Here is a 23,861-nt window from a genome sequence, read left to right as displayed (position 1 = left end):
TATTACCTCAATTCGGGTCCACATCTACCACAACAGTAACACCTTTAAAAATTTTGGAGGCTTTGATTTCGTCCAATTCATCTTGTAGCAAAGATTTGAATTTGGCTAAGGCAAGGCCTTTTTCAATTTTGATTAAAATTTCCATCACAAATTGATTTCTCACTCGCTCAATCAATGGCTTTTCTGGACCTAATACACGACCATGACCAAATTTTATCTTCAACGTTTGGCCCATTTCTCGAGCTGCCTGCTCGACCGTAGAGGACTCAACGTGTTTGATAATAAGCTTAATTAATCGGCTGTAGGGCGGATAATGATAGCCTTCGCGTTCAACAATTTCATCCGCATAAAGCGATTCAAAATCGTTATTTTGAATAAATTCAAAAATACGGTGATTAGGTTGACTGGTTTGGATCAAAACGAGTCCTTGTTCAGCCCTTCTCCCTGCCCTTCCTGCTACTTGTGTAATCAGTTGAAAGGCTCTTTCATGAGCCCGAAAATCAGGGAAATTGATGGATTTATCAGCGTCAAAAATAGCTACCGTCGATAAACCTTCAAAATCCAATCCTTTAGCTACCATTTGAGTCCCCACAATTACATCGATATTTCCTGATTGAATTTCAGAAATTAAGGCATTAAAAGCTGTTTTAGACCGAGTAGTATCTAAATCCATCCGACCTATTCTTGCATCAGGCAAATGCAATTGCAATTCTTCCTCAATCTTTTCTGTGCCATAACCCATGGTCTTTAATTGCGTACTTCCGCAGGCTGCACATCTTCTCAGCAAACCTTCTTTATATCCACAATAATGACAACGCAATTCCTGGTCTTTGGAATGATAAGTTAAACTCACATCACATTGTGTGCATGTAGCAATCCAATCGCAATCTTGACATTGCAAATAAGGGGAATACCCTCTCCTATTTTGGAACAATAAACTTTGTTTTCCTTTTGCAAAATTTTCTTTCAAAATTTCAATCAAATCCAAAGAAAAACCACCATTCATTTGTTTCATTTTTCCGGCAGCTTTGGTATCAATTAATTGAATTTGAGGCAATTGAGCTGCTCCGTACCGTTCCACTAAAGAAACAAGTCCGAATTTTCCTTCTTTGGCTTGATAATAGGTTTCCATCGAAGGAGTAGCTGAACCCAAAAGCACTTTTGCTCCATGATTTTTGGCCAAAACCATGGACACATCTCTGGCATGATACCTTGGTGCGGGATCTTGTTGCTTAAAAGATGCCTCATGTTCTTCATCGACAATGATTAGTCCCAAATTTGAAAAAGGTAAGAAAATCGAAGAACGAACACCCACCACAAAGGGATATTTTCCTTCGACAATGGATTTCCAAACTTCTACGCGTTCGTTATCTGAAAATTTGGAATGATAAATACCTACTTGTTCACCAAAAATACGTTTTAATCGAATGACTATTTGGGTTGTCAAGGCAATTTCTGGCAATAAATACAATACTTGATCCCCATTTGCCAAGGCTTCTTGAATCAATTTGATATAAATTTCCGTTTTGCCACTTCCCGTAATGCCATGTAAAAGCACCACATCTTTTTCTTGAAATTGCGTCAAAATGGATTGATAAGCGGATTGCTGAGGAGCATTTAATTCAATCGATTGCCCTTCAAAATCATCAGAATCTTGTCCAAATCGAGAAATAATGACTTCAAATGATTCAAATATTTCATTTTTGATCAAGGTTTTCAAGGAACTTTCCGATAAATCAGCATCTGAAAAACTGGACTTTTCCAATCCTTTTTGATTCAATTCCGGTTGACGAAGCACTGGGATAAATCGCAGATAATGCAATAAAATTGCGATTTGCTTGGGCTTGTCTTCTAATATTTTAATCAACTCTAATAACTTCTCATTCGATTCCCAAGTTTTGCATAAGCGGATTTTACGAAGCACTTTTGGAGTATATCGATCCTTTAATTCATCGTAAATCAAAATAGCGCCTTTGCCTACCATGGATTTTATGATGTGATACGGACTTTTCACATCTGCAATTTTGGCAATTTCATCATAAACCAACGCGCCTTTTTCTTGGAGAATTTGTTGAATCAAAACTTCCTTTTCATTCAGCAAATCAGGTTCATCAAACGACGGATTCAATTGAACTTTGGATTGACTCGAAATTTTCAATCCTGCTGGTAAGGCTACTTGAAAAACTTCTCCTGGATAACATAAATAATATTCCGCGACCCAATGAAACAATTTAATTTGATCCATGGTCACTAATGGACTATCATCCAAAACTTCAAGCAAGTATTTTGCTTGATAATTTTTGGGAGGATTGGTATGAATAGCTAAAATAAGCCCAGTCAAAACTTTAGAGGTACCAAAAGGCACAACCACTCGTATGCCCGTCTGCATATTTTCATTCCAAACCCTCGGAACTCGATAGGTAAAATGCCTAGGAATGGGCAGTGGCAAAAGCACATCGACAAATAAAGTTGACTCTTCAGAATCCAACAATGACATGGTATAAAATTGAATTTACAAAGAAAAGCAAAAATTTATGATTCAAAGAAGTTAAATAAAATTGTGGGTTGGAATAGCATTTGAAAGGTATATTTTTTACTTTCAATTTCGAAAAAAAACCAATTCATTTTTAGAGATAAAATGGCAAAATTAAATATCAATTTAAATAAAAGTAATCAATATGACGCCATCGTCATAGGCTCTGGAATGAGTGGAGGTTGGGCTGCCAAAGAACTTTGCGAAAAAGGATTAAAAACCTTGGTTTTGGAGAAAGGTCGAATGGTTAATCACATAGATGATTACCCTACCATGATGCAAGATGCTTGGGATATGGAGCACAGAGGTGCCATGACGGCGGAGGATAGAGCCAAGCATCACATTCAAATCAGAAGTGGATTTGTCGGAGAATCAACCAAGCATTTTTTTACCAATGATCTAGAAAATCCATACGAAGAAAAACAACGTTTCGATTGGATTCGTGGAAATCATGTGGGAGGTCGTTCTTTGACCTGGGGAAAACATGTTTACCGATGGTCCAATCATGATTTTGAAGCCAATGCAAGAGAAGGAATTGCAATCGATTGGCCGATTCGTTACCAAGATTTAGCTCCTTGGTATTCTTATGTAGAAAAATTTGTGGGTGTCAGTGGAGAAAAATTAGGTTTAGACCATTTACCAGATGGTGAATTTCTTCCCCCGATGGAATTGAATTGTTTGGAAAAACATTTCAAATCAAAAATGAAATCTGCTTACCAAAATAGGCATGTAACCATTGGTCGAGTTGCTCACCTAACAGAAGCCAAGCAATGGCATTTGGATCTCGGGCGTAGTCAATGCCAAAACAGAAATAGATGTAGCCGAGGATGCCCATACGGTGCTTATTTCAGTTCAAATTCTGCCACATTACCCGCAGCTAATCGGACAGGAAACTTTACTATTCGACCTAATTCAGTGGTCCATTCGATTATTTTAGATCCGAAATCCAATAAAGCCATCGGCGTAAAAATACTTGATGCGACTACGAATGAAGAAATTGATTTTTTTGCTAAAATCATCTTTTCTTGCGCTTCTACTTTGGCAAGTACTCAAATTTTATTGAATTCAACTTCCAATAGATTTCCCAATGGTTTAGGAAATGATAGCGGAGAATTAGGACATAATTTGATGGATCACCATTATCACGTAGGAGCCTTGGGAACCTTCGATGGCTTGGAAGATGAATTTTACAAAGGTCGCAGACCAACTGGCATTTTCATTCCGAAATACGTGAACATCGATCAACAAAGTAAGAATGACCAATTTCTAAGAGGCTACGATTATCAAGGAGCTAATTCAAATAGAGCAGATTGGGGCAGAGGAAATTCTGAAGTAGGTGTTGGAGCTGAATTCAAAGATGCATTAATGAAACCAGGAGGTTGGAGCATGGGTTTAATGGGATTTGGAGAAGTGTTACCTTACCATGAAAATCAAGTGAGTTTGAGTAAAGATAAGGTGGACAAATGGGGAATTCCACAATTGGTTTTTGACGCAGGATTGAAAAAAAATGAATGGGAAATGCGGAAGAAAATGAAAACTGACGCAGCTGAAATGTTGGAAAACGCAGGTTTTAAAAACATCCAAATGTTTGACAATGTGGGAGGACTAGGAAATGGCATTCATGAGATGGGCACAGCCAGAATGGGAAAAGATCCAAAAACATCTGTTCTAAATGGCTTTAACCAAATCCATTCTGTACCGAATGTTTTTGTCACAGATGGTGCATGTATGACTTCTGCCAATTGTGTTAACCCATCCATTACTTATATGGCCTTAACCGCAAGAGCAGTGGATCACGCCGTTAAAGAATTAAACCGTAAAAATTTATAACATGGATCGCAGAGAATATATCCGTCAGACTAGTTTATATTTAGGCTATAGCCTTTCAGCAGGAACCATTGCTAGCCTTTTAAGTTCATGCCAAAAAGATGCCAAATTAACTTGGGAACCTCAATTTTTAGACAATCACCAAGCAAATACCATCGCTGAAATTGCAGAAACTATTTGCCCAAAAACAAAAACTCCTGGTGCCAAAGAATTGGGTGTTCCACAATTCATTGACAAAATGGTGAAGGAAGTTATGAGCAAAGAGGATCAAAATGAATTCACAAAGGGAATTGAAGAGTTGGATGATCGATGTAAAAAAGAATTTGGAAAAAATTTCATCGAATGTGACAAAAGATCCAGGGAGCAAATTTTAACACAATGGGATAAAGAATCACCCCATTTCCCAGCAAATTTATGGGGAATCGTTTTGGAAGAAAAACCAGCACCCATTACCTTTTTTAGAAAGGTGAAGAGTTTGGTTTTGATGGGTTATTTTACCTCTGAAAAAATCGGTAAAGAAGTTTTAGTATATGATCCCGTACCGGGTAAATACTTAGCCTGTATACCTTACAAGGGTGAAAATAATTGGACAGAATAATTATAATTCATTTATTTTTTAAAAATTTTCCTTTCACCCAAAATCCATAAAGGTCTTTGCATTTCTCCTGCTGAGGCCTTTTTCTTTTCGGAGTGAGTTTGTATGTGATTAATCGCTTCCTCTACATCATCCGTAAATAAAATATGCTCATAATCATCAGGACCAACCGTTTTTTCATCTACCAATTTTTCTAAAAAATCCATCATTTTACTATGGTGCTCTAAACCCATGACCACCACAGGAAAATGTTGAATTTTACCCGTTTGAATTAAAGTAATAACTTCAAAAAACTCATCCAAAGTCCCCAAACCTCCAGGCATAACAACAAAGCCAGTTGAATATTTTCGTAACAACTCTTTTCTAACAAAGAAATACTTGATATCCACCATTTTATCTAAAAACGGATTGGGTTTTTGCTCAAAAGGCAATTCAATATTACAACCCAAAGATAATCCCCCGACATTTTTAGCACCTTTATTGGCAGCTTCCATGATTCCAGGGCCACCACCTGTCATAATTGCATAACCTAATTTTGCTAATCGAGCAGCAATTTCTTCCGTCAATTGGTAATATTCGTGACCGGGTTGGTACCTAGCTGAACCAAAAATAGTGATACATGGTCCAATAAAATGTAAATTTCGAAAGCCTTTGATGAATTGGAATAAAACCTCCAATGAAAAAGTAAATTCTTTCCAACGAGAACGAGGACCTTTCAGAAAATCAACATCACTATTTATAGCCATAACAAAAATTTTAATTTAATTTAAACAATAAATTCTAATTTGACATCAAAACTAAAGCTTTCCATGAAACCAATTCTATTATTTTTCATCAGCTTATTCACTTTTTATGATATTAGTGGCCAAAATTTAGACCCAACAAATGATTTTCTCATCCATCCAAACAAAGAACTTTCAAAAATTATCTCCTCGAAAAATGAAATCATTTTAGAGAATGGATTAGTTCGTCGAAAATTTCATTTAGGAGCGAATTTGGTTTGCGTAGATTATCAAAACCTAAGTAATCAACAACAATTATTAAGGGCCATTCAACCAGAAGCAAAAATAACGATTAATGGTATTTCATATCAAATTGGGGGATTGCATGGTCAAAAAGAAAGAGCCTATTTTTTACCTGAATGGACAAAGGATTTAACAAGTCAAAAATCTGATTTTCAATTCATTGGATTTGAATCCAAAGACAAAACACCTTTTATCAACTGGAAAAATACCACGTGGGCAAGCAATAAAAATCAAGCTACGGGAAAGCACCTTATTTTACATTTCACTTCCCAATTACCTGAGCTTAAAGGACTTATTGTCAACATTCATTATGAAATTATCGACCATTTGCCTTTGATCATTAAATGGGTGAGTATTGAAAATAAAAGTGATCAGAAATATGAAATAGATCGAGTGGTGAATGAAGTTCTAAGTTTAGTGGAAGAGGAAAGTGCGGTAGTTGGTAAACCTGAGGAAATGAAAAAACAACATGGAATTTATGTAGAAACGAACTATGCATTCAATAATGCGATGCGGTATGACATCAGTGACCAAACTACCCACTGGAAAACGGAACCCAATTATACATCACAAGTAAATTACAATTATGAAACTCCTTGTTTACTGGAAGTTTACCCTGAAAAAGCTCCTGGAATCACATTGGAGCCGGGTGAAAAATTTGAATCGCCAAGGACACATGAATTATTAATGGACTCTTATGACCGACAAAGACGCGGATTAACCATTCGCAAAATGTACCAAACCATCGCACCTTGGACAACGCAAAATCCAATTTTTATGCATTTGGTAAGTAAAAATGATGCCGAGGTAATCAGCGCAATTGACCAATGCAAAGAAACAGGATATGAAGCTTTAATTCTTAGTTTTGGTAGTCATTTAGAAATGGAAAATAATTCCCAAGAAAATTTAGCTCGTTGGAAAAAACTAGCGGATTATGCACATCAAAAAAACATCTTAATCGGCGGATATTCATTATTTAGTAGTCGAAAAATCAGCGAAGAAGATGATGTCATCAATCCAGCAACTGGAAAAACAGGAGGAGCATTTTTTGGCAACGCCCCTTGTTTTGGAAGTAAATGGGGATTGAACTATCGAGATAAAATTAAACAATTTTACACGTCAACAGGATTTGACATTTGGGAGAATGATGGACCTTATCCAGGAGATGTTTGCGCCTCCACAACGCATCCAGGACATAAAAGCTTAAAAGATTCACAATGGCGACAAATGGAGATTCAAAAAGAATTATACCATTGGTTAAACGAGAAAGGCGTGTACATCAACGCACCTGATTGGTATTTCTTAGATGGTACGCACAAAATTGCCATTGGTTACAGAGAAGTTAACTTCTCCTTGTCTAGAGACCAACAAAAAATATTGAATCGGCAAAACATACACGATGGAACCATCGAAAAAAATGCATCGATGAGTTGGGGTTTTGTTCCCTTGACCAAATATCAAGGCGGAGGCCCAGAAGCGGTTCTAGAACCTTTGAGCGAGCATTTGAAAGATTATGAACAATTGATGATTCAATATTATGGAGCAGGTGTTCAAGCCTGCTACCGCGGGCCAAGATTGTACGATACTGAAGAAACTAAACAATTAGTGATAAAAACCATCCAATGGTATAAAAAGCATCGGGATATTTTAAACTCGGAAATGATCCAATTACGAAGAGCAGATGGTCGCGATTGGGATGGGTTTATTCACGTAAATCCACGTTTGAAAGAAAAAGGATTTATCATGCTTTATAACCCTAAAAAAGAAGCTATTCAACGAAAAATAAAGGTTCCTTTGTATTACACAGGGATTCAAACTTCTGCTCAGTTAATCGACAAAGATGGAAAGAAATCAATTGTAAAATTGAATGAACAAAAAGATATTGAGTTGAATGTTCGAATAGATGCCAATTCATTTACTTACTTTGTAGTTCAATAAAATCAACAAAGTGAAAATAATCGTCATTGGAGGAGGAGCGGCTGGGTATTTTGCAGCGATAAAAGCGAAAGAAAGTAACCCTAAAGCAGAGGTTCAAATTTTTGAAAAAACCAGTAAAGTTTTATCAAAAGTTAAAGTTTCAGGTGGAGGACGCTGCAATGTAACAAATGCGACATTCAATAATCGATTACTTTCTGAAAAATATCCCAGAGGAGAAAAGTTCTTGCGGAAGGCATTTGAACAATTTAATGCAAAATCTACGGTAGATTGGTTTGAAGAACGAAAAGTTCCTTTAAAAACCTATCCAGATTTATGCATTTTCCCTTTGTCCAATGATTCTCAAACGATTGTTAGTTTATTCCAAACGGAGGCATATCACTTGGGAATCGATGTATTTTTATACCATGGTGTGGAGGAGATCGAAAAAGTAGAAAACGGTTTTGAATTGATATTAAAAGATTCCAAAGTTTTTGCACACAAGGTCATTGTAACGGTAGGTGGACAATCAAAACTTTCCCATTTAAATTGGATTGAAAAATTAGGTCATCCAATTGTATCACCCGTTCCTTCCCTATTTACTTTCAATATGCCCCATGAAAACATCAAAGAATTGATGGGAATTGTGGTGGAAAAAACCAAAGTTAGAATTGAAGGAAAAAAGCTATTGGGATCAGGGCCTTTGTTGGTAACACATTGGGGAATGAGTGGCCCAGCTATTTTACAATTATCTGCTTGGGGAGCCAGGATTTTGGAAGAAATGAATTATGAATTTTCCATTTTAGTCAATTGGTTAGACGAAATGAAAGAGCAAGATTTGCGTCAAAAACTGGAACAAACCATCAAAGAACACGGTGGAAAAATGTTGAGTAATTTCAATCCCTTCCCCTTCCCTAACCGATTATGGCTATATCTGTTGGCAAAAAATGAGATTATTCCAGCAACTCGTTGGTGTGACACGGGAGGAAAAAACATCAACAAATTGATAAATACGCTCTTAAACGACCGATATAAAGTTCAAGGAAAAACAACCTTCAAAGAAGAATTTGTTACCGCGGGTGGTGTCGATTTGGAAGGGATAAATGTTCAAACCATGGAAAGTAAACTTTGTCCAGGATTATATTTTGCTGGTGAAGTAATGGACATAGACGGCATTACGGGTGGTTTCAATTTTCAAGCTGCATGGACAACAGCTTGGATAGCGGGGAAAAATGCGGCGGGTGAGGTATGAGGTGGCTTCGAGAACCTCAGCCACCGAATTTCCTCTTTTCTCTCTCCTCTTTTCTCTTTTCTCTGTTCCTTCATCAAAAATCATTTATTTTGAGTAAATTTAAAGAATACAATAACTAATCAAACATTTTGACATTCAAAGAATTAGGACTAGAAGATAGTTTACTAGCAGGAATCGAATCAATGGGGTACAAAACGGCAACGCCAGTGCAATCCCAAGTCATTCAACCCATTTTAGCAGGAAAAGACATAATTGCTTCGGCACAGACAGGGACTGGAAAAACGGCAGCGTTTTTACTACCCATCGTCAATAAATTAATTACAGAACCACATTCTGAAAGCCATATCAATGCATTGATCATAGTACCAACGCGTGAATTAGCAATACAAATAGCTGATAATATGGAAGGAATTGGTTATTTCACCAATGTTGGTTGTATTGCAGTTTATGGAGGGGGTGATGGTAATTCATTTACCAACGAAAAAAACGCTTTGACCAGTGGAATTGAAATTGTCGTATGTACTCCAGGGCGTATGATTGCACATATTAACATGGGATATGTCAATTTAAAAGAAGTCAAATATTTGGTACTTGATGAAGCTGACCGAATGCTGGATATGGGTTTTCAAGATGAGTTGATGAAAATCATTTCGCATCTTTCACCCAACCGTCAAAATCTTTTATTTTCCGCCACCATGCCACATAAAATGCGGGAATTGGCAAGAAAAATTTTGAAAGAACCCGTTGAAATTAACATTGCTGTATCGAAGCCACCTGAACAAATCATTCAACATGCATTTGTCATTTTTGATAATCAAAAAGCACCTTTGATTAAATATTTATTAAAATTAAAGGAATATACCCGTGTCATCATTTTTTGTTCAAGAAAGCAAAATGTCAAGCAATTAACGAGTGAATTAAAGCGTGCCAAATTTAGCGTGGAAGAAATTCATTCTGATTTAGCGCAAGAACAAAGAGAAAAGGTATTGCAAGATTTCAGAAATAAAAAACTTAATATTTTGGTGGCTACTGATATTTTGAGTCGGGGAATCGATATCGATGAAATAGAATTGGTGATTAACTACGATGTACCCAATGACGGAGAAGACTACATACATCGAATCGGCAGAACAGCTAGAGCTGCAAGTGAGGGAACTGCCTACACCTTGATTGGCCCTTCAGAGCAAAGAAAATTTGCTACAATCGAACATCTTTTAGAAAAATCTGTCGAAAAAATGGCTATCCCAGAAGAATTTGGAGAAACTCCAGCATACAATCCGGGAACATTTAATTCAGAAAACAAAGCCAGAAAATTTTCATCGGGCGCGAAAAAAGGTGGAAAGAAATTCTGGAAAAAGAAGAAATAATATTTTTTGAAACTATCTTTACAATAATCAAAAACCTATTTATGAAAAAAACATACCAAAAGATCCTTGGGATTTCTCTCTTATTTTCGATGGCAACGAACTTGATGGCCATGAAAAACGATACTCCAAAAGTAGATGAATCCATCAAATTACCAGCTAGATTCAAAGCTGAAATTCTTGCTACCGAATTAGGAGCAACAAGACATTTAACTATTGCAAAGAACGGCGATATCTATTTAAAATTATCCAAATTGAAAGATGGTAAAGGTATTTATCGTTTAAGAGATACGAATAAAGATGGGGTAATTGATGAAAAATTATTGTTTGGCAATTATACTGGAACAGGAATTTTATTAAAAAACGGATATTTATACGCCTCTTCCAATAAAGGGCTTTACCGTTATCTTTTGAATGAAAAAGAGGAAGTTATTGACACAGAAAAGCCAGAAAATATCGTAGATGGTTTAATGGATCACGGTAGAGACAATGCTAAAACTTTTTCAATCGATAATAAATCCAATGTATATATTACCATTGGTTCAGACAATGACGCTTGTCGAGTAAAAGGAACGGGGAAAGGCATGGTTCCTTGTACCTTGTTGGATTCTGCGGGTGGAATTTGGCGCTTCAATGTCAATAAATTAAACCAAACATTTAAAGATGGTCACCGTTATGTAACTGGTTTAAAAAATGCTGTAGGACAAACTTGGAACTTCAAAACGAACAGTTTATTTGCTACGGCACATGGAAGAGGTGTTTTTCATGATTTTTATCCTCAATATTATACACCGGAACAAAGTCAATTGATTCCTGCAGAAACAGTGTATGAATTCAAAGATGGCGATGATGCGGGTTGGCCTCAAATTTACTATGATCATTTTCAAAAAAAGAAAATTTTGGCACCTGAATATGGTGGTGATGGTAAAAAAACAGCTGGAGAAAATGCAGTAAATCCATCCGTTGCTTTCCCCGCACATTTAGGACCTAATGACATCATGTTTTATACGGGAAATATGTTTCCGGCTAAATACAAAAACGGTGCATTTGTTGCATTCCATGGTCAATCGACTGAATTAAAAAAAGGCTATTTTGTTGCATTTATTCCATTTGTTAACGGTAAACTTTCTGAAAAATGGGAAATATTTGCAGATAATTTTTCAGGAGTAGATTTAGCAAAACCTACCGGCCCTATTCAACATCGCCCTTGCGGATTAGCACAAGGTCCAGATGGCGCATTATATGTTTGTGATGATTTAGGTGGAACGGTTTATAAAATCAGTTATAAATAGAGGAATTGAGAATGTAGAATGAAGAATGTAGAATGTAGAATTAAAAATTACAAACATACATCATACGTCATACATCATACATCATTCTCAATTCTACATTCTTCATTCTACATTCTCAATTAACCCTAAAACTATACGTAATGGTTGGGGTGTTCGATTGACCATCACTAGTTTTAATAGACCAATAATAAATTTTTCCTGAAATGACAGTCGTAGATATAGTCGAACTAGTTGTTTTTAAAGCAGCCGTTTCTCTTTTATCCACCTTGGATTGTAGTGTATCTAAATAGACTTCATAACTTAAATTAGGACTATCTGGATCAGAACCTGTCCATTGTAAATTAATTTTACCAAGCGTGGCTGAAACCGTAGCTCCAGATGCTGGAAATACAATACTAGCCGGAAAAGGTGCATATTGAGTGATACCGTTGCCTGACAAATAGAAATTCCATGCAGTGCTAGTTGAAACCAATTTCGTTCGAGAAGATTTGGAAACAACTTGCCAAGAATAAGGCACTCCTCTAAATAAATTAATAGTCGCCTTATCCCCTTTTACATTACTTTGTACCGTTGTGACATTATTGGTCAAATTTTTCACTTCTACATCATAGCTTTCAGCATCTACGGAAGGTTGCCAAGAAAAAACCACATCGCTACTAAATGAGCTTTGTACATCACCCGTTAAACAAACGCTACTGTTCTCTGGCTTCAATAAACTTACGGCAGTTGGGGCTTTTAGGTCAACGGGGGCGGGTGCTGGTTGCTCACTAGATTTACTGCAAGCAAACAGCAACAAGGATAAATATATGATAGCTATTATTTTTCTCATAACTTAATCACTTTACTAATTTGATTAACTGTGTTTGATTTAATTTGAACCAAGTAAAGTCCCGATGGCATATTACCTAAATCAAAATCAAAATAACGTTCTATATTCACTTCTTTTTCTTCTTGTAAAAGACTTTGTCCAGAGGCGTTGAAAAGTCTTAATTCGACATTTGAGTCTTTCCCTTCGACAAAAACCCTCATTGGCCCAGAAGTTGGATTAGGGTAACAGGTCACATTTTCAGAAACAAATATTTCTTTTTTGTAAACACCTTGACAAGACTGATTCGTACTTACCTGAAGCACATTTAAACCACTTTGTAATTTAAGGCTCCAATCGCTGCCTATGATTTCCATTTTTTGGCCATTCAAATCCACTAGGTAATTATTTGCCCCTGCCAAATTCAAACTTAAGGTTTTCTGTTGAGCATCTACCACAGATTGTACTTTTATGGCATCTGGCTCTATTACTTTAACTTCAAAGGTTTGTTGGTAATTAGCTACATTTTCAATTTTAAATTGAATGGCATAATTTCCAGCTGATAAAGCGCTTAAAATAATTTCTTTGGATCCTTTAGGTAAAACAATATCCTTCACAAATTGATTAGGCCCAGTTACATGAATCAAATATTGATAGGATTTATCATTGACACTCATTTTAATCGCTCCGTTTGTGGAACCAATGCAACTTAATGAAGTCAATTCTATGGTGTAATTATTGGCAGGCAACGTAAAAATGGCACAACCAGTCACATCTACAACGGTTCCTTCAGGAGTATCAGGACATTTATCATAAATATCCGCTACACCATCATTATCTGTATCAATAAAGGCAGGTTTTATCAAGGCTAATGGGGCAAATTCCTGATACATGACTTGTTTAGTATTCTCTTTGCTTGAACCAATCCATTGATTCAAAATAGACGAATAAGCCTGCCTATAATCAAATTGCAAAGGCAAATCATAATTGTATTTATAATCACTTGGAATCACGGGATTCGTTCCAATGACACCCGATTTAACAGCATTTCCAAAAACAAACATGGGAGCCACAGTTCCGTGGTCGGTTCCATAACTTCCATTGGCATGCACTGTTCTACCGAATTCAGACATCGTTATTCCCACCACTCGATCTCCCAAATTTTCTGCATCCAAATTTTTCATCAAAGTGACAACAGCGTCATTGATTTGTTTTAATAAGGAAGCGTGTTGCCCTTTGGTTTTATCTGCTGTGTCAATTTGTTGATTATGCGTGTCAAATCCACCCATTCGAACCATGTAAACACGAGTATTCAATCCTCCAGAAATTAATTTTTGGACGATTTTCATTTGATTACCCAACTCATTATTTTGAAATTCAAAAGCCGTTTTTCCTTTGGCAAAAACATCTTTGACTACTTGACCATATAATTGCGATTGCTTTCCAATCAATTGTAAATAAGCCAATTTGGAACCCTGTAAAGTAGCTGGATACGTGTTTTTAAAAGGATTCATTAATTTATAAAACTGTTCAGGGTTGTTATAAATTAAACTCGTGAAAGAATTTAAGCCTTGGAATAACAAGGTAGATTGCCAACCAATTTCGATGGATAAAGGATGTGGAAATTGATTGTTTGGATAAGCTTGCGGATAATTCGGATGCTGGGATTCAATGTATCTTGCCATCCAACCACTGGTTAAATTTTGATCCGCATCTGAACCTGTCATCCAAATATCGGATGACCTAAAGTGAGAATAATTGGGCTTTTGATATCCTACCGATTGAATCACAGCCAATCGATCTTCATTGATTAAGGAATTAAAACCATCCAATGCAGGGTGCAAGCCCGTTTTTCCAAATTTTATGGGAATGATTTTCTTTTCTTCCATCAAAATTTTTGACCGGACTTTATACAAGTTTTCATATTGATCCAATGGAAACACCGTATTTAGTCCGTCATTTCCACCATCCAAACGAATGATAATCAAAATTTTATTTTTGTCAATTGTATTTGCCAAAACTGAATTTTGATCGAATAATTGCTCTAGACCCCAATTGGGTAAAATACTTGGCAAGGCAGCCAAATGAGCCATATTATGCAAAAAATCTCTTCTTTTCATCTCTCCCATCTCTAATACATTTGTGTTTCACCCAATTGAAAAATATAACCAAATGCACCAGAAAGTCGATTTTGAATGACTTGTCGGTTTTCATTGCTCGCATTACCATTGAAGGCATCCCAAGTACTTCTCCAATAACTAACATTGGGATTTCCTTGCAGAATTTTATCCCTAATTTGTTGTTTATCTGCATCACTGATCGGCACTCCAACCAAACGCTCTACTAACTCATTAATTAATACATCTACATCACCTGGTTTAGAAAATTTAGAGATGTAATCTGCGCTATCCACGCGAATTTGCAATCCAGTTTTAGTGCTATTGTTATAATAAACCCAATTACCCCAATTGAATAATGCATCTGTATAATTATCCCGTTTAATGATGGTTTCAGAATTGATCCAAAAAAGATCAAAGGCGGGCGCTTGATAAAATGCTGGCCAACCAGATACATTGGGAGGGTCTCCCAAATTCATCCCTAAATTGCTCGCAACACCATGAAAATGACTGAATTTTCTATACTGCATATAAATATCCGTCTCTGTATTCGGCAATTTTACTTTGTTATTGTCAAGCAATGGCAAATCGAATTCTTTGGCGATTCCCACAATAAAATCCAAAGGAGATTTGATCAAAGCATTGTAATAAATAGGATCATAAAAATGTTCACTACTCAACAATGCCCTTAATACAGGGGCTATTTGAAAATTATTTTCCTTAAATATTTTAGATAAAGGCAAAATAATAGTCGTTTCCACTTGCTCATCAATCATCGGATTGACAAAAAATCCATAAATTCTTCGACAAATATATTTGGCACATTCATCCGTAGCGAAAATCATTTCTATGGCTTCATTGAGCTCTCTCAAAGCTCCATCAGGTGTAGCAGAACCAAGAATTTTTCGATTTCCATAAAATTCAGAAAATTGCTTATCCCCTGTATCATGATTCCACATCGCCATTTCTGAGACTATTTCACCATCATTTTTTAAGGCATAATCATAATTAAAATACCAACCTGTCAGCAGTTTAGCCATTTCAGAAACATCGCTTTCTGTATATTTAGAATTAGGACCTTTTCCTACAGTAAATAATTCCTGCAATTCTCGGCCATAATTTTCATCTGGATTAAATTTATTATTTTGATTCCCATTCAAATAAATCAACATTTCAGGATCTAAAGTGATTTTTAAAATCAAATCTTTATAGTCACCAAATGCTCCATTATACAAAGTAGCGATGTACTGATAAGCGGCTTTTGCAACACCTCCGTTTTGAATAGAGGTAACCAGTAAATTATGAAACATGACAACCAATTTCCAATGAATGGATGTTTTTTGATTCACAAATTGTTTCATCATCCAAGCCTTCAAGGAATTGATTCGATATTGTGATAGTTGATTCCCATCAGGTGCCCATTCTTTTGCAGTAACCCAAGGTTTTCCTTTGGGTACATCCCTTGCAGTTAAATCTGTATTATCTGAAAAGTCATCATAATAATCATTAATAGGTAAGTCATAATTCCCTTGAGGCTTTAGAATCAAATCAATCGTTTGATCAAAGCTTAAATTCTCAATTTCTTTGTATGACTTATAACTAAAACCTATCAATGCTCGATTGAGCAAGTGAAATTTTTGAGCCTTTCCAAAAGTTCCTGAGTATTTTCCCAAACCTTTTGGGGAACTTAATACACTTCCAGAACTTAGACCAATTTGTTGAAAATCTACTTTTTCTTTTGCAAACAATTCAACCAAATTGGGACTCTTTTGAGACCTAGGTAATTCTGTTTTATTCAACATTCAATTTATAATCTTTATATTTAGCGTTAATTCGTGTTATAACATATTATGGATCGTCGAAATTTCATTCAAACAGCTTGCCCATTTTTAGTGGCTACTGAGTTGGCTATTTTAAGTTCAAGTTGCTCTAAAGACAACAATAATCCTGCCAATCCTACTCCTATCCCAACAGACGAAGAAAAAGAATTTACAAGAGTATCAGGCTTGATGAATGCTGATGGCTATTTTTCAGAAAACAAGTTGATTTATATCGATCTTTCCAATAAAAATTATACTAATTTAAATAAGTTATTAGATTTTTCCAATTTACTAGATTTAGGTATTTTACTAATTCGCGTAGATTCCACTACCATCAAAGCTTATGATAACTGTTGCCCTCACCAAGGTGCAAAGGGGTCTTGGACTTTTGAAAACAGCAGATTCAAATGCAATAACCACAACAATTCGTTTAACATCACAGAAACCAATGTTGTTTCTTGCAATTCAGGTAGCCTATCTGGAGGCTTATATAGGTATCCAACAAAAATTATTAAAAACATCCTGAAAATTGAAAAAAGCTAAGATTGAGGTAGGGTTTTTTTAAACATTAAGGAATTAAGCTTAATGCCTTAATGTTTAAAAAAAGGATTTGATAGAATGAAAATTGAGACTAATAATATCATAAAAGTCTTAAATTATTTCCCAGCCCCACAACTATTGAACATGATCCTTAACCATTTAATTATTGATGAAATCTCAGTTTTAAAAAACATCGAAAAAGCTTTGATTAAAAGAATTGGAAACCAGTGTAAAGAATCTTTTTAGATCCAATCAATTTATCAATTAACTGAACTAAATACCTCGTAAATTGCAGGGGGTAAGGGGACGCATTACCCCTTAAAAAAAGAAAATCAAAATCACTAACAGAAAACTTATATTTTAAATCAGATAACTTTGGAATTTAGCTTGTATCATTCAAAATTAACGAATGATCCAAAATTCAAACCCTTGATACAGGTAAATAATGCGAATTAAGAGTCAAAATATCTGATTTTCATTTCTCTAATTACCGCTTTTGGCTTCGGTGCTTCGACAGGCTCAACAACCATGCTTCAAAAGGCTCAGCAACCATGCTTCGAAAGGCACAGCCAACGCTATTTCTTCTTATTTCAAACTCATCAATGAACTTTTGGTTAATCCCAACGAAAGATTTGAACGGAGCGGTAGGCGAAGCTTTGACAATGCGCAAGGGCGATGTGCGTCAGGGTCAAAGAAAATAGCCGAGAGCGAAGTGAAAATCGGTCAGCCCATTGGCTGATTCGTCTTGGATTAACTTGCGACAAATAAGTTTTTTTGTTTCTTTTTTTTCAAAAAAAGAAATACCATGGAAAATGAATTAGCCAGAAAATTGCATTTTTGGCCGGAAAAAGATGATTAAATTTAATTTGGCCACAATTATTGGAAAAGATCCAGAACTTCATTTTTTAACCCTTAATTCGTATTAATAGCTAATCAATCCAACATAGATCGAATTGATTTGACTAAATGTGCAGGCTCCTCTACCTTCATTTCTTTGGAATATCGAAATAAATAAGTGATCAATTCTTGATTTATCTCTAGATTCAGTTCAAAAACTAAATGACCATTCTTTTTTTCAAGCAATTTTTGTGATTCATGCAAAGGATATTTTTGAAGATAGGATACAATCCAACTTTCGGAACTAACCCTAAATACTATACGTTCAACGGGATTGATTTCTTGATGAAATATATTCCGATATATTCCAATGATATTTTTAAAATAGTCAGCTGGATTAAAATTTTCAGGAATTCGAATCTTGGCAGCATTAGGAATTATTCTAATTTCTTCAATTCGATCAAGAGCAAACAATAAACAACGATTTAAATCCACACGAATTAGGGAATTTAGCGACTCCACAGGAAAAAACAGTAAATACCAGCCGGTGTACCAGCCGTTGTTGTATTCTTTGATCAATAAAGGTAAACCCAATATTTTTTTCAATTTGGAATCAATGGACAATCCCCGGTGAGTCATTTCGATAATTTGTGAAGAATAAATGCATTCAATCAATTGATTCAATTTTTCAGAACCTTGCCTATCCCCATCTTTTATCAATTGAATAGCAGACCATGGAAGAACTTGATGAAACTTGGATAAATTATTTTCCAAGCTAATCGCACGTAATTTATTAACAATCCCCGCGCCTTGCCCATCGGTAAACAAATGTTTGTTAAAATCGATGATAGATGCAATTTGACTCAATTCTTTTTCCGAAAAAGTAGGAAATGCACTGATATCTTTTCGAATATATTCATAATAATTTCCAGCCCTACGATAACGCAACAACTCACCGTGACTTTCTTCCAAAGTCGGATAACGCTCTTTTAATCGATATTTCAAATCCCTCAAATCACGGCTAAAACTACGCTCACTGTAATCAACAATATCATAATTATTAGCCAAATAGGCACAAAATGAGTCATAATTAACCTTAAACGTAGATCTAAGAAATAAATCATTCAATTCCCGTACACGTTCAAATGCATTCATATTTTTTTTCTTCAAGTTAAGAAAAATTATTAATCGCCACAATTTGGCGATATACAAATCTAGTTTTGGGTATTCAAAAAGGAAATAAGAATCAAACACAATAGGAACATGACACAGAAAAATTTAAAATCTTGGATTAACTCGAATTTAGTAGTCGCACTTTATTTGTATGCTGCAGAAGGAATTAGTCAATTGTTGAAAATGGGAGAAAGCTTTGAAGAAACCACCGCATGGAAATATTTTTTAATTCATATCCTTAGCCTAACAAGTTTATTTATTTTGCTAACCCCATACAAACTAATCGGCATCGAAAACGCAGATAGTTTTTACGGTTTTTTAGGATTTATTCACTTTGGTTTTATTACGCTTGGGTGTGCGTATCAGTTAAGCAGAGAGGATGTATGATGTATGATGTAAGATGTATGAAGTCTGAAGTCTGAAGTATGTGTCGAGACCGATGGCTGAGGCTCTCGAAGCCAAAAGTGAAATTTTACATTTTACATATTACGTCCTACATCATACATCATACATCTTACATCATACATCTTACATCTTTCGCATTCCTAAAACTTCGGACAAGAAAGATTTCTTTTGAATTTTTGGTAAGTATTTCGAATGGTGGCATTATTTAAATCGAATAAATAAGCCAAGGATATTTCATGTGAACCCCCAGAAGGCATTCCTAATTTAGATATAGTTAGGTCATACGAATAACCCACAGAGAAATTATCTTTTCGATAGCCTACTAAGGCCACAACGGACTCCCGAGTACCAGAGGTTCCATCAGCTGATTTTTGAATGGGTACACCTCTATACCAAGCACCTAACACCATTGGCGAGAGTGTTAAATAGGCTCCTAAATCCAATTGATCAAATACGCCTTGCTTTTTAAAATGTAAAACTGGACTAAAACTTTTTTCATTGTTTCGGCTTCCATTGGAATTCACTTCATAATAAGAATCCTCTAACATAATTTTCGTGCCCACTTGTACACTGAAATTCATTGCCAATAAATCTTCCGTTCCGTGTACTAAGGACTTATTAGGAGTGTTCAAATGTGCCACAGATAATCCCACCCAGGTATTTCCTCTATTGAACAAAAGTCCAGCTGTTAAATCCAAATAAGATTTATTCGGTAAAAGTGTAGTATTGACAGGATCTAGGGTGCTTCCAATCGCTCCCGCACTTAGATAAGTATTTAATTGGTCACCAAAGACAAGATTAGAATTGCTTAAACCACGTGTGACATATGAACCTTGCAGTCCAAAAGACAAGGATTGATCTTCTGCCAAATTTAAATGATAGGCGTATTGCAAGGCTACATGGGTGGTTTTTAAATTAGAAAATTGCACATCATTACTGATAACTAAACCAATTCCAGTATTGTATTTATTTAAGCTAAAATCCGCAGAAATGGCAGAAAACTGATAATTGGCGCTTAAATTGGGCCACTGGTTTCTGTGGTTAAAATTCACTTTGGAAGTTCCATTAATACCTGCAAAGGCAGGAGAAATCAATAAGGGAGCTGCGTAAAATTGCGATAATTGAGGATCCTGCCCAAATACAGAAAATTGAATTTGAGAAATAAGTAAAACCAACCAAAATGTGATTACTCGTTTCATATTTGAAGGCAAAGCCAAGCAATTTACGCGCTAAGTTTACAAAAACCAATATTTTGTGTTATTTTGTAATCATTAATCTAAAATCTACCTAGGTGAAACGGATTGTTGTATCATGTATTTTATGCATTTTCTTTGCAATTCGAGCGAATGGACAAAGTATCCATTATAGAAATAATTGTATCAATTCATGTTCTGAACAAACCAATACCATTTTTGAGTTAGACAATGCAAATACCTACCCTGCTGGAACAAAATTCAGATGGGTTAACGGATCTGTCAGTACTCCTTTCTCAACTGACCCGACAGTCAAATTTTCTTTTGCATCACCTGGTTCTTACCCCATACAAGTAATAATTGACCAAGCTGGAACAATTAGTACAGTAAATACAGTGGCAATCATTGGCAAAGTTCCTGCTTTTTACATCGCTACCGACAAAGGAACTACTCAAAAAGATACAACCGTCGAGTTTTGTTCAGGTGGTGGTGTTGTTTTAAGCCCATCTAGCCCCCAAACGGATTTACTTTGGTTTCCCAATGGTGAAAAAACGAATAGCATCAATGTGACAAAAGAAGGTTGTTACTCCGTAAAATCATTCAGTTCGGATGGTTCAGGTTGTTATTATGAGGCAAAAATGGATGTAAAAATCTGTGGCAGCTACCCCAACAAACCAGATCCTTCCACGGTGCCACCAGGTAGTTCCAATCCTTCAAGCTGCGTCAATTGCCCACAATGGACTGTTGGAAATAATGTAAGAGTCATATTTCCCAATGATGGACGTGTCCCCTATACGGAAAATGGACCTTATTCTGTTCCTGCTGGAGTCGCCTATTATCCCATTCAAAACAAAGGGGCCAATTATCAATTCGGTGGAATTTCTTCCAATGGAGAACAAATTTTTGACAATCAAAACCGACAAATCGGAAGTAATTTAAACGGTGATAAATCCATTGACCAAGGGGTAGCCATTATTCCCAAAAATTCTTGTAAGGCCTGTAATTCGGAATATTATGTGATAACCACCAATAGCGCTCATCAACTTTTTTATAGCGTAGTGGATGTTTCATACAATGGAGGAAAGGGAGATTTAAGCAAAAAAAATCAACTTTTAAGCCCTATCCCAACATCTGACAAAATCATTGCAACCAAAACCTCCGATGGCTATTTGTTGGTCACCTATGACGCAGATGGAAAAAATATCCGAACATTCTCCATAACAAGCAAAGGAATCTCAGAACCCCAATTGATCCCTATAAACCCAGCGAATTCACCAGCCAGCAACAGAGGAACTGTTAAGTTCTCTAGCGATAATTCCAAATTAGCTTTAGCTTTACCTCCCGACAAAGTCGAAATTTACGATTACACAAAAAACCCTGCCAATAAAATTGCCACCATCACCACTCCTGCAGATGTATATGGTGTAGGTTTCGCACCGAACAATAATTTGTTGTACGTAACCGTTAATGGAAGCAGTGGCAGCAATCAATTATTGCAATATAAAATAGACAACACGAATATCAATGCCTCTATGTGGGTGGTTGGCACATTTTCAGAGCAATTGGGTGCTATTGAATTAGATCCTGTAAACAAAGCCAAATTATACATTGCTAAAGCAGGAAATACATATGCCACCATCAGCAAACCGAATCAGCGAATAACCGGAAATCAATCTTTGATAGATGCCAAATTTGATCCTAATGGTTTTACCTCAACAACTGGGCCTATTGGTTTAGGAATTCCAACTTCCATCAGTGAAAATGACCCAAGTAGCCCTCCATCCATTTCAGTGGAATGTAAAGGTTTGAAATTTACTTTCAAATTGGACAAAGATTTATGTGAGAAAAATAAAAATACCAATGTCAAATGGGAGATATATCAGGTTGGAGCATTAAAAGAACCTTTAAGTCCTTTCCTTAATAATAATGGGGTAAAGGTACCTAATCCACTTTTGTTAACTTCAGGAACTACCAATCCAATTTTCCAAAAATCAACACCTGGAGAAAATTCCGTCGATTTCAATTTCCCCGACCCCTTAAAAAGTGGTTATTATGTCGTTGTAGCTACAATAAGTAATGGTTGTGTAACGGATTATGTGTTGGATGCACAGGTATTTTACATCAGTTTATTGAAACCATTTGTCTTAAAAAAGCAAATTGATAAAATATTCAATGACAATATTGCCTATGGACCAACGGGCAGTAATTGCAATTTCCCCAACTATGTAATTGCTCCCATCCCTAGAGATTTACCTTTAAGTCCTGCGCCCTTGCCTAGTGAAGATTTAATTGTTCCCAAAGAAATCAGTGTTTTAGAATTTAGGTGGACCCAAGCAGGCAATGAAATATCCAAATTGGGTAAAGTAAATATTCCATTTTTTTCTGGTGAAGGAAAAGTATTTCAATTGGACATTCTTGATACCGAATCAGGTTGTACAGATAAACGAGAAACGAAAATAACTTTTGTAACTAAAGACGATTTGATTCCAAAGTTCAATACCTATCTCTGTTTGGATGAACCAGATCCCAAATTGACACTTTCCGTTTTACCTTTGGCCAATGCGCTAACTTATGATTGGAAGAAAAATATAGGTTCTCCAAGCGGATTTATCCTAGGTACTCCCCCTTTTGATCAAAATAAGATTCAAATTAATCGAATCGGAAAATATGACTTACAAGTAAAAGATGCGTATGGATGCGAGTTGAATCAAACTTATACCATTGACGATAAATGTAAACCTAAAATCATCGCACCCAATGTATTTACACCTAATGGCGATAATAATAATGATCTATTTTTACCCACATGGAATTGGGTGGGAGGATCTTCTGAACCAGCAAGAAATGTATTACACACGGCAATTCCCGGGGCCATTTTAAATCCAGGTGAGAGCGCGAGAAACTATGACAAAAATAGGACCATCGTTAAATCTGTGAAAATTTTTAATCGCTGGGGAGAATTAATTTTCCAAAAAGACATCGACCCGAATGATTTAAAAATAGGTGACATAAAACAAGAAAAATATGGTTGGGACGGCACCTACAATGGCCAAAAAGTACCTCAAGACACTTATGCGTGGATGATTGAATATGAATCCATCGACTTCCCTCATTTAGGCCTTCTTGCTGAAAGAGGGGCTGTTGTGGTTGTTTATTGATTGAAGAGAGA

16 protein-coding genes are annotated in these 23,861 nt (G+C 35.9%); 9 read left to right on the top strand and 7 right to left on the bottom strand.

The annotated features are described in order from the left end of the window. Positions 1 to 7: 7 nt before the first annotated feature. Positions 8 to 2,497, bottom strand: coding sequence for a replication restart helicase PriA (gene priA, locus V7S79_RS10655; protein WP_459490575.1), 2,490 nt, complete (start codon positions 2,495 to 2,497; stop codon positions 8 to 10). A gap of 141 nt (positions 2,498 to 2,638) precedes the next feature. Between priA and V7S79_RS10650 the strand changes: the two genes are divergently transcribed. Both V7S79_RS10650 and V7S79_RS10645 read left to right on the top strand, forming a co-directional pair. Further along, entirely contained in the window at positions 2,639 to 4,363 is a 1,725-nt protein-coding gene (locus tag V7S79_RS10650; protein ID WP_459490574.1) for a GMC oxidoreductase, read from the top strand. Position 4,364: 1 nt separating this feature from the next. Continuing rightward, positions 4,365 to 4,958, top strand: coding sequence for a gluconate 2-dehydrogenase subunit 3 family protein (locus tag V7S79_RS10645; RefSeq protein WP_459490573.1), 594 nt, complete (start codon positions 4,365 to 4,367; stop codon positions 4,956 to 4,958). A gap of 11 nt (positions 4,959 to 4,969) precedes the next feature. On the opposite strand, the gene V7S79_RS10640 is transcribed toward V7S79_RS10645, so the two are convergent. Then, positions 4,970 to 5,701, bottom strand: coding sequence for an LOG family protein (locus V7S79_RS10640; protein ID WP_459490572.1), 732 nt, complete (start codon positions 5,699 to 5,701; stop codon positions 4,970 to 4,972). 63 nt (positions 5,702 to 5,764) lie between these two features. Here V7S79_RS10640 and V7S79_RS10635 point away from each other — a divergent pair, with 63 nt between their 5' ends. The 4 genes from V7S79_RS10635 (at position 5,765) to V7S79_RS10620 (ending at position 11,802) form a co-directional block, all read left to right on the top strand. Further along, the gene (locus V7S79_RS10635; RefSeq protein ID WP_459490571.1) at positions 5,765 to 7,918 is read left to right on the top strand and encodes an alpha-galactosidase; all 2,154 of its coding nucleotides are present in this window, start codon (positions 5,765 to 5,767) and stop codon (positions 7,916 to 7,918) included. Between the two features lie 10 nt (positions 7,919 to 7,928). After that, complete coding sequence (locus V7S79_RS10630) at positions 7,929 to 9,146, top strand: BaiN/RdsA family NAD(P)/FAD-dependent oxidoreductase (RefSeq protein ID WP_459490570.1); 1,218 nt, start codon at positions 7,929 to 7,931, stop codon at positions 9,144 to 9,146. A 128-nt stretch (positions 9,147 to 9,274) separates the two neighbouring features. Beyond that, positions 9,275 to 10,513 carry a DEAD/DEAH box helicase gene (locus V7S79_RS10625; protein WP_459490569.1) on the top strand — a complete coding sequence of 413 codons (1,239 nt, stop codon included), beginning with the start codon at positions 9,275 to 9,277 and terminating at the stop codon, positions 10,511 to 10,513. 89 nt (positions 10,514 to 10,602) lie between these two features. Beyond that, entirely contained in the window at positions 10,603 to 11,802 is a 1,200-nt protein-coding gene (locus tag V7S79_RS10620) for a PQQ-dependent sugar dehydrogenase (RefSeq protein WP_459490588.1), read from the top strand. Positions 11,803 to 11,917: 115 nt separating this feature from the next. On the opposite strand, the gene V7S79_RS10615 is transcribed toward V7S79_RS10620, so the two are convergent. The 3 genes from V7S79_RS10615 to V7S79_RS10605 are packed head-to-tail and all read right to left on the bottom strand — an operon-like array spanning position 11,918 to position 16,526. Then, positions 11,918 to 12,631 (bottom strand): hypothetical protein, encoded by a 714-nt coding sequence (locus V7S79_RS10615; RefSeq protein ID WP_459490568.1) that lies wholly within the window; start codon positions 12,629 to 12,631, stop codon positions 11,918 to 11,920. Beyond that, positions 12,628 to 14,736 (bottom strand): DUF1501 domain-containing protein, encoded by a 2,109-nt coding sequence (locus V7S79_RS10610; protein WP_459490567.1) that lies wholly within the window; start codon positions 14,734 to 14,736, stop codon positions 12,628 to 12,630. Before V7S79_RS10610 ends, V7S79_RS10615 begins: the two co-directional genes overlap by 4 nt. A 2-nt stretch (positions 14,737 to 14,738) precedes the next feature. After that, entirely contained in the window at positions 14,739 to 16,526 is a 1,788-nt protein-coding gene (locus tag V7S79_RS10605; RefSeq protein WP_459490566.1) for a DUF1800 domain-containing protein, read from the bottom strand. 48 nt (positions 16,527 to 16,574) lie between these two features. Here V7S79_RS10605 and V7S79_RS10600 point away from each other — a divergent pair, with 48 nt between their 5' ends. After that, a complete protein-coding gene (locus tag V7S79_RS10600; RefSeq protein WP_459490565.1) occupies positions 16,575 to 17,087 on the top strand; it encodes a Rieske 2Fe-2S domain-containing protein in 513 nt (170 codons plus the stop codon). Positions 17,088 to 18,017: 930 nt separating this feature from the next. On the opposite strand, the gene V7S79_RS10595 is transcribed toward V7S79_RS10600, so the two are convergent. Continuing rightward, positions 18,018 to 19,076: a helix-turn-helix transcriptional regulator gene (locus V7S79_RS10595; protein ID WP_459490564.1), complete on the bottom strand. Its 1,059-nt coding sequence runs from the start codon at positions 19,074 to 19,076 to the stop codon at positions 18,018 to 18,020. 108 nt (positions 19,077 to 19,184) lie between these two features. On the opposite strand from V7S79_RS10595, the gene V7S79_RS10590 reads away from it, so the two are divergent. Beyond that, positions 19,185 to 19,481 carry a hypothetical protein gene (locus V7S79_RS10590; RefSeq protein WP_459490563.1) on the top strand — a complete coding sequence of 99 codons (297 nt, stop codon included), beginning with the start codon at positions 19,185 to 19,187 and terminating at the stop codon, positions 19,479 to 19,481. Positions 19,482 to 19,639: 158 nt separating this feature from the next. Here V7S79_RS10590 and V7S79_RS10585 read toward each other — a convergent pair whose 3' ends face one another. Beyond that, complete coding sequence (locus tag V7S79_RS10585) at positions 19,640 to 20,698, bottom strand: PorP/SprF family type IX secretion system membrane protein (RefSeq protein WP_459490562.1); 1,059 nt, start codon at positions 20,696 to 20,698, stop codon at positions 19,640 to 19,642. Between the two features lie 92 nt (positions 20,699 to 20,790). Between V7S79_RS10585 and V7S79_RS10580 the strand changes: the two genes are divergently transcribed. After that, positions 20,791 to 23,850 (top strand): hypothetical protein, encoded by a 3,060-nt coding sequence (locus V7S79_RS10580; protein WP_459490561.1) that lies wholly within the window; start codon positions 20,791 to 20,793, stop codon positions 23,848 to 23,850. The last annotated feature ends 11 nt before the right edge of the window (positions 23,851 to 23,861 follow it).

The organism is Aquirufa sp. ROCK-SH2 (assembly GCF_054558315.1).
This window is presented reverse-complemented; position numbering and strand designations above follow the sequence as displayed.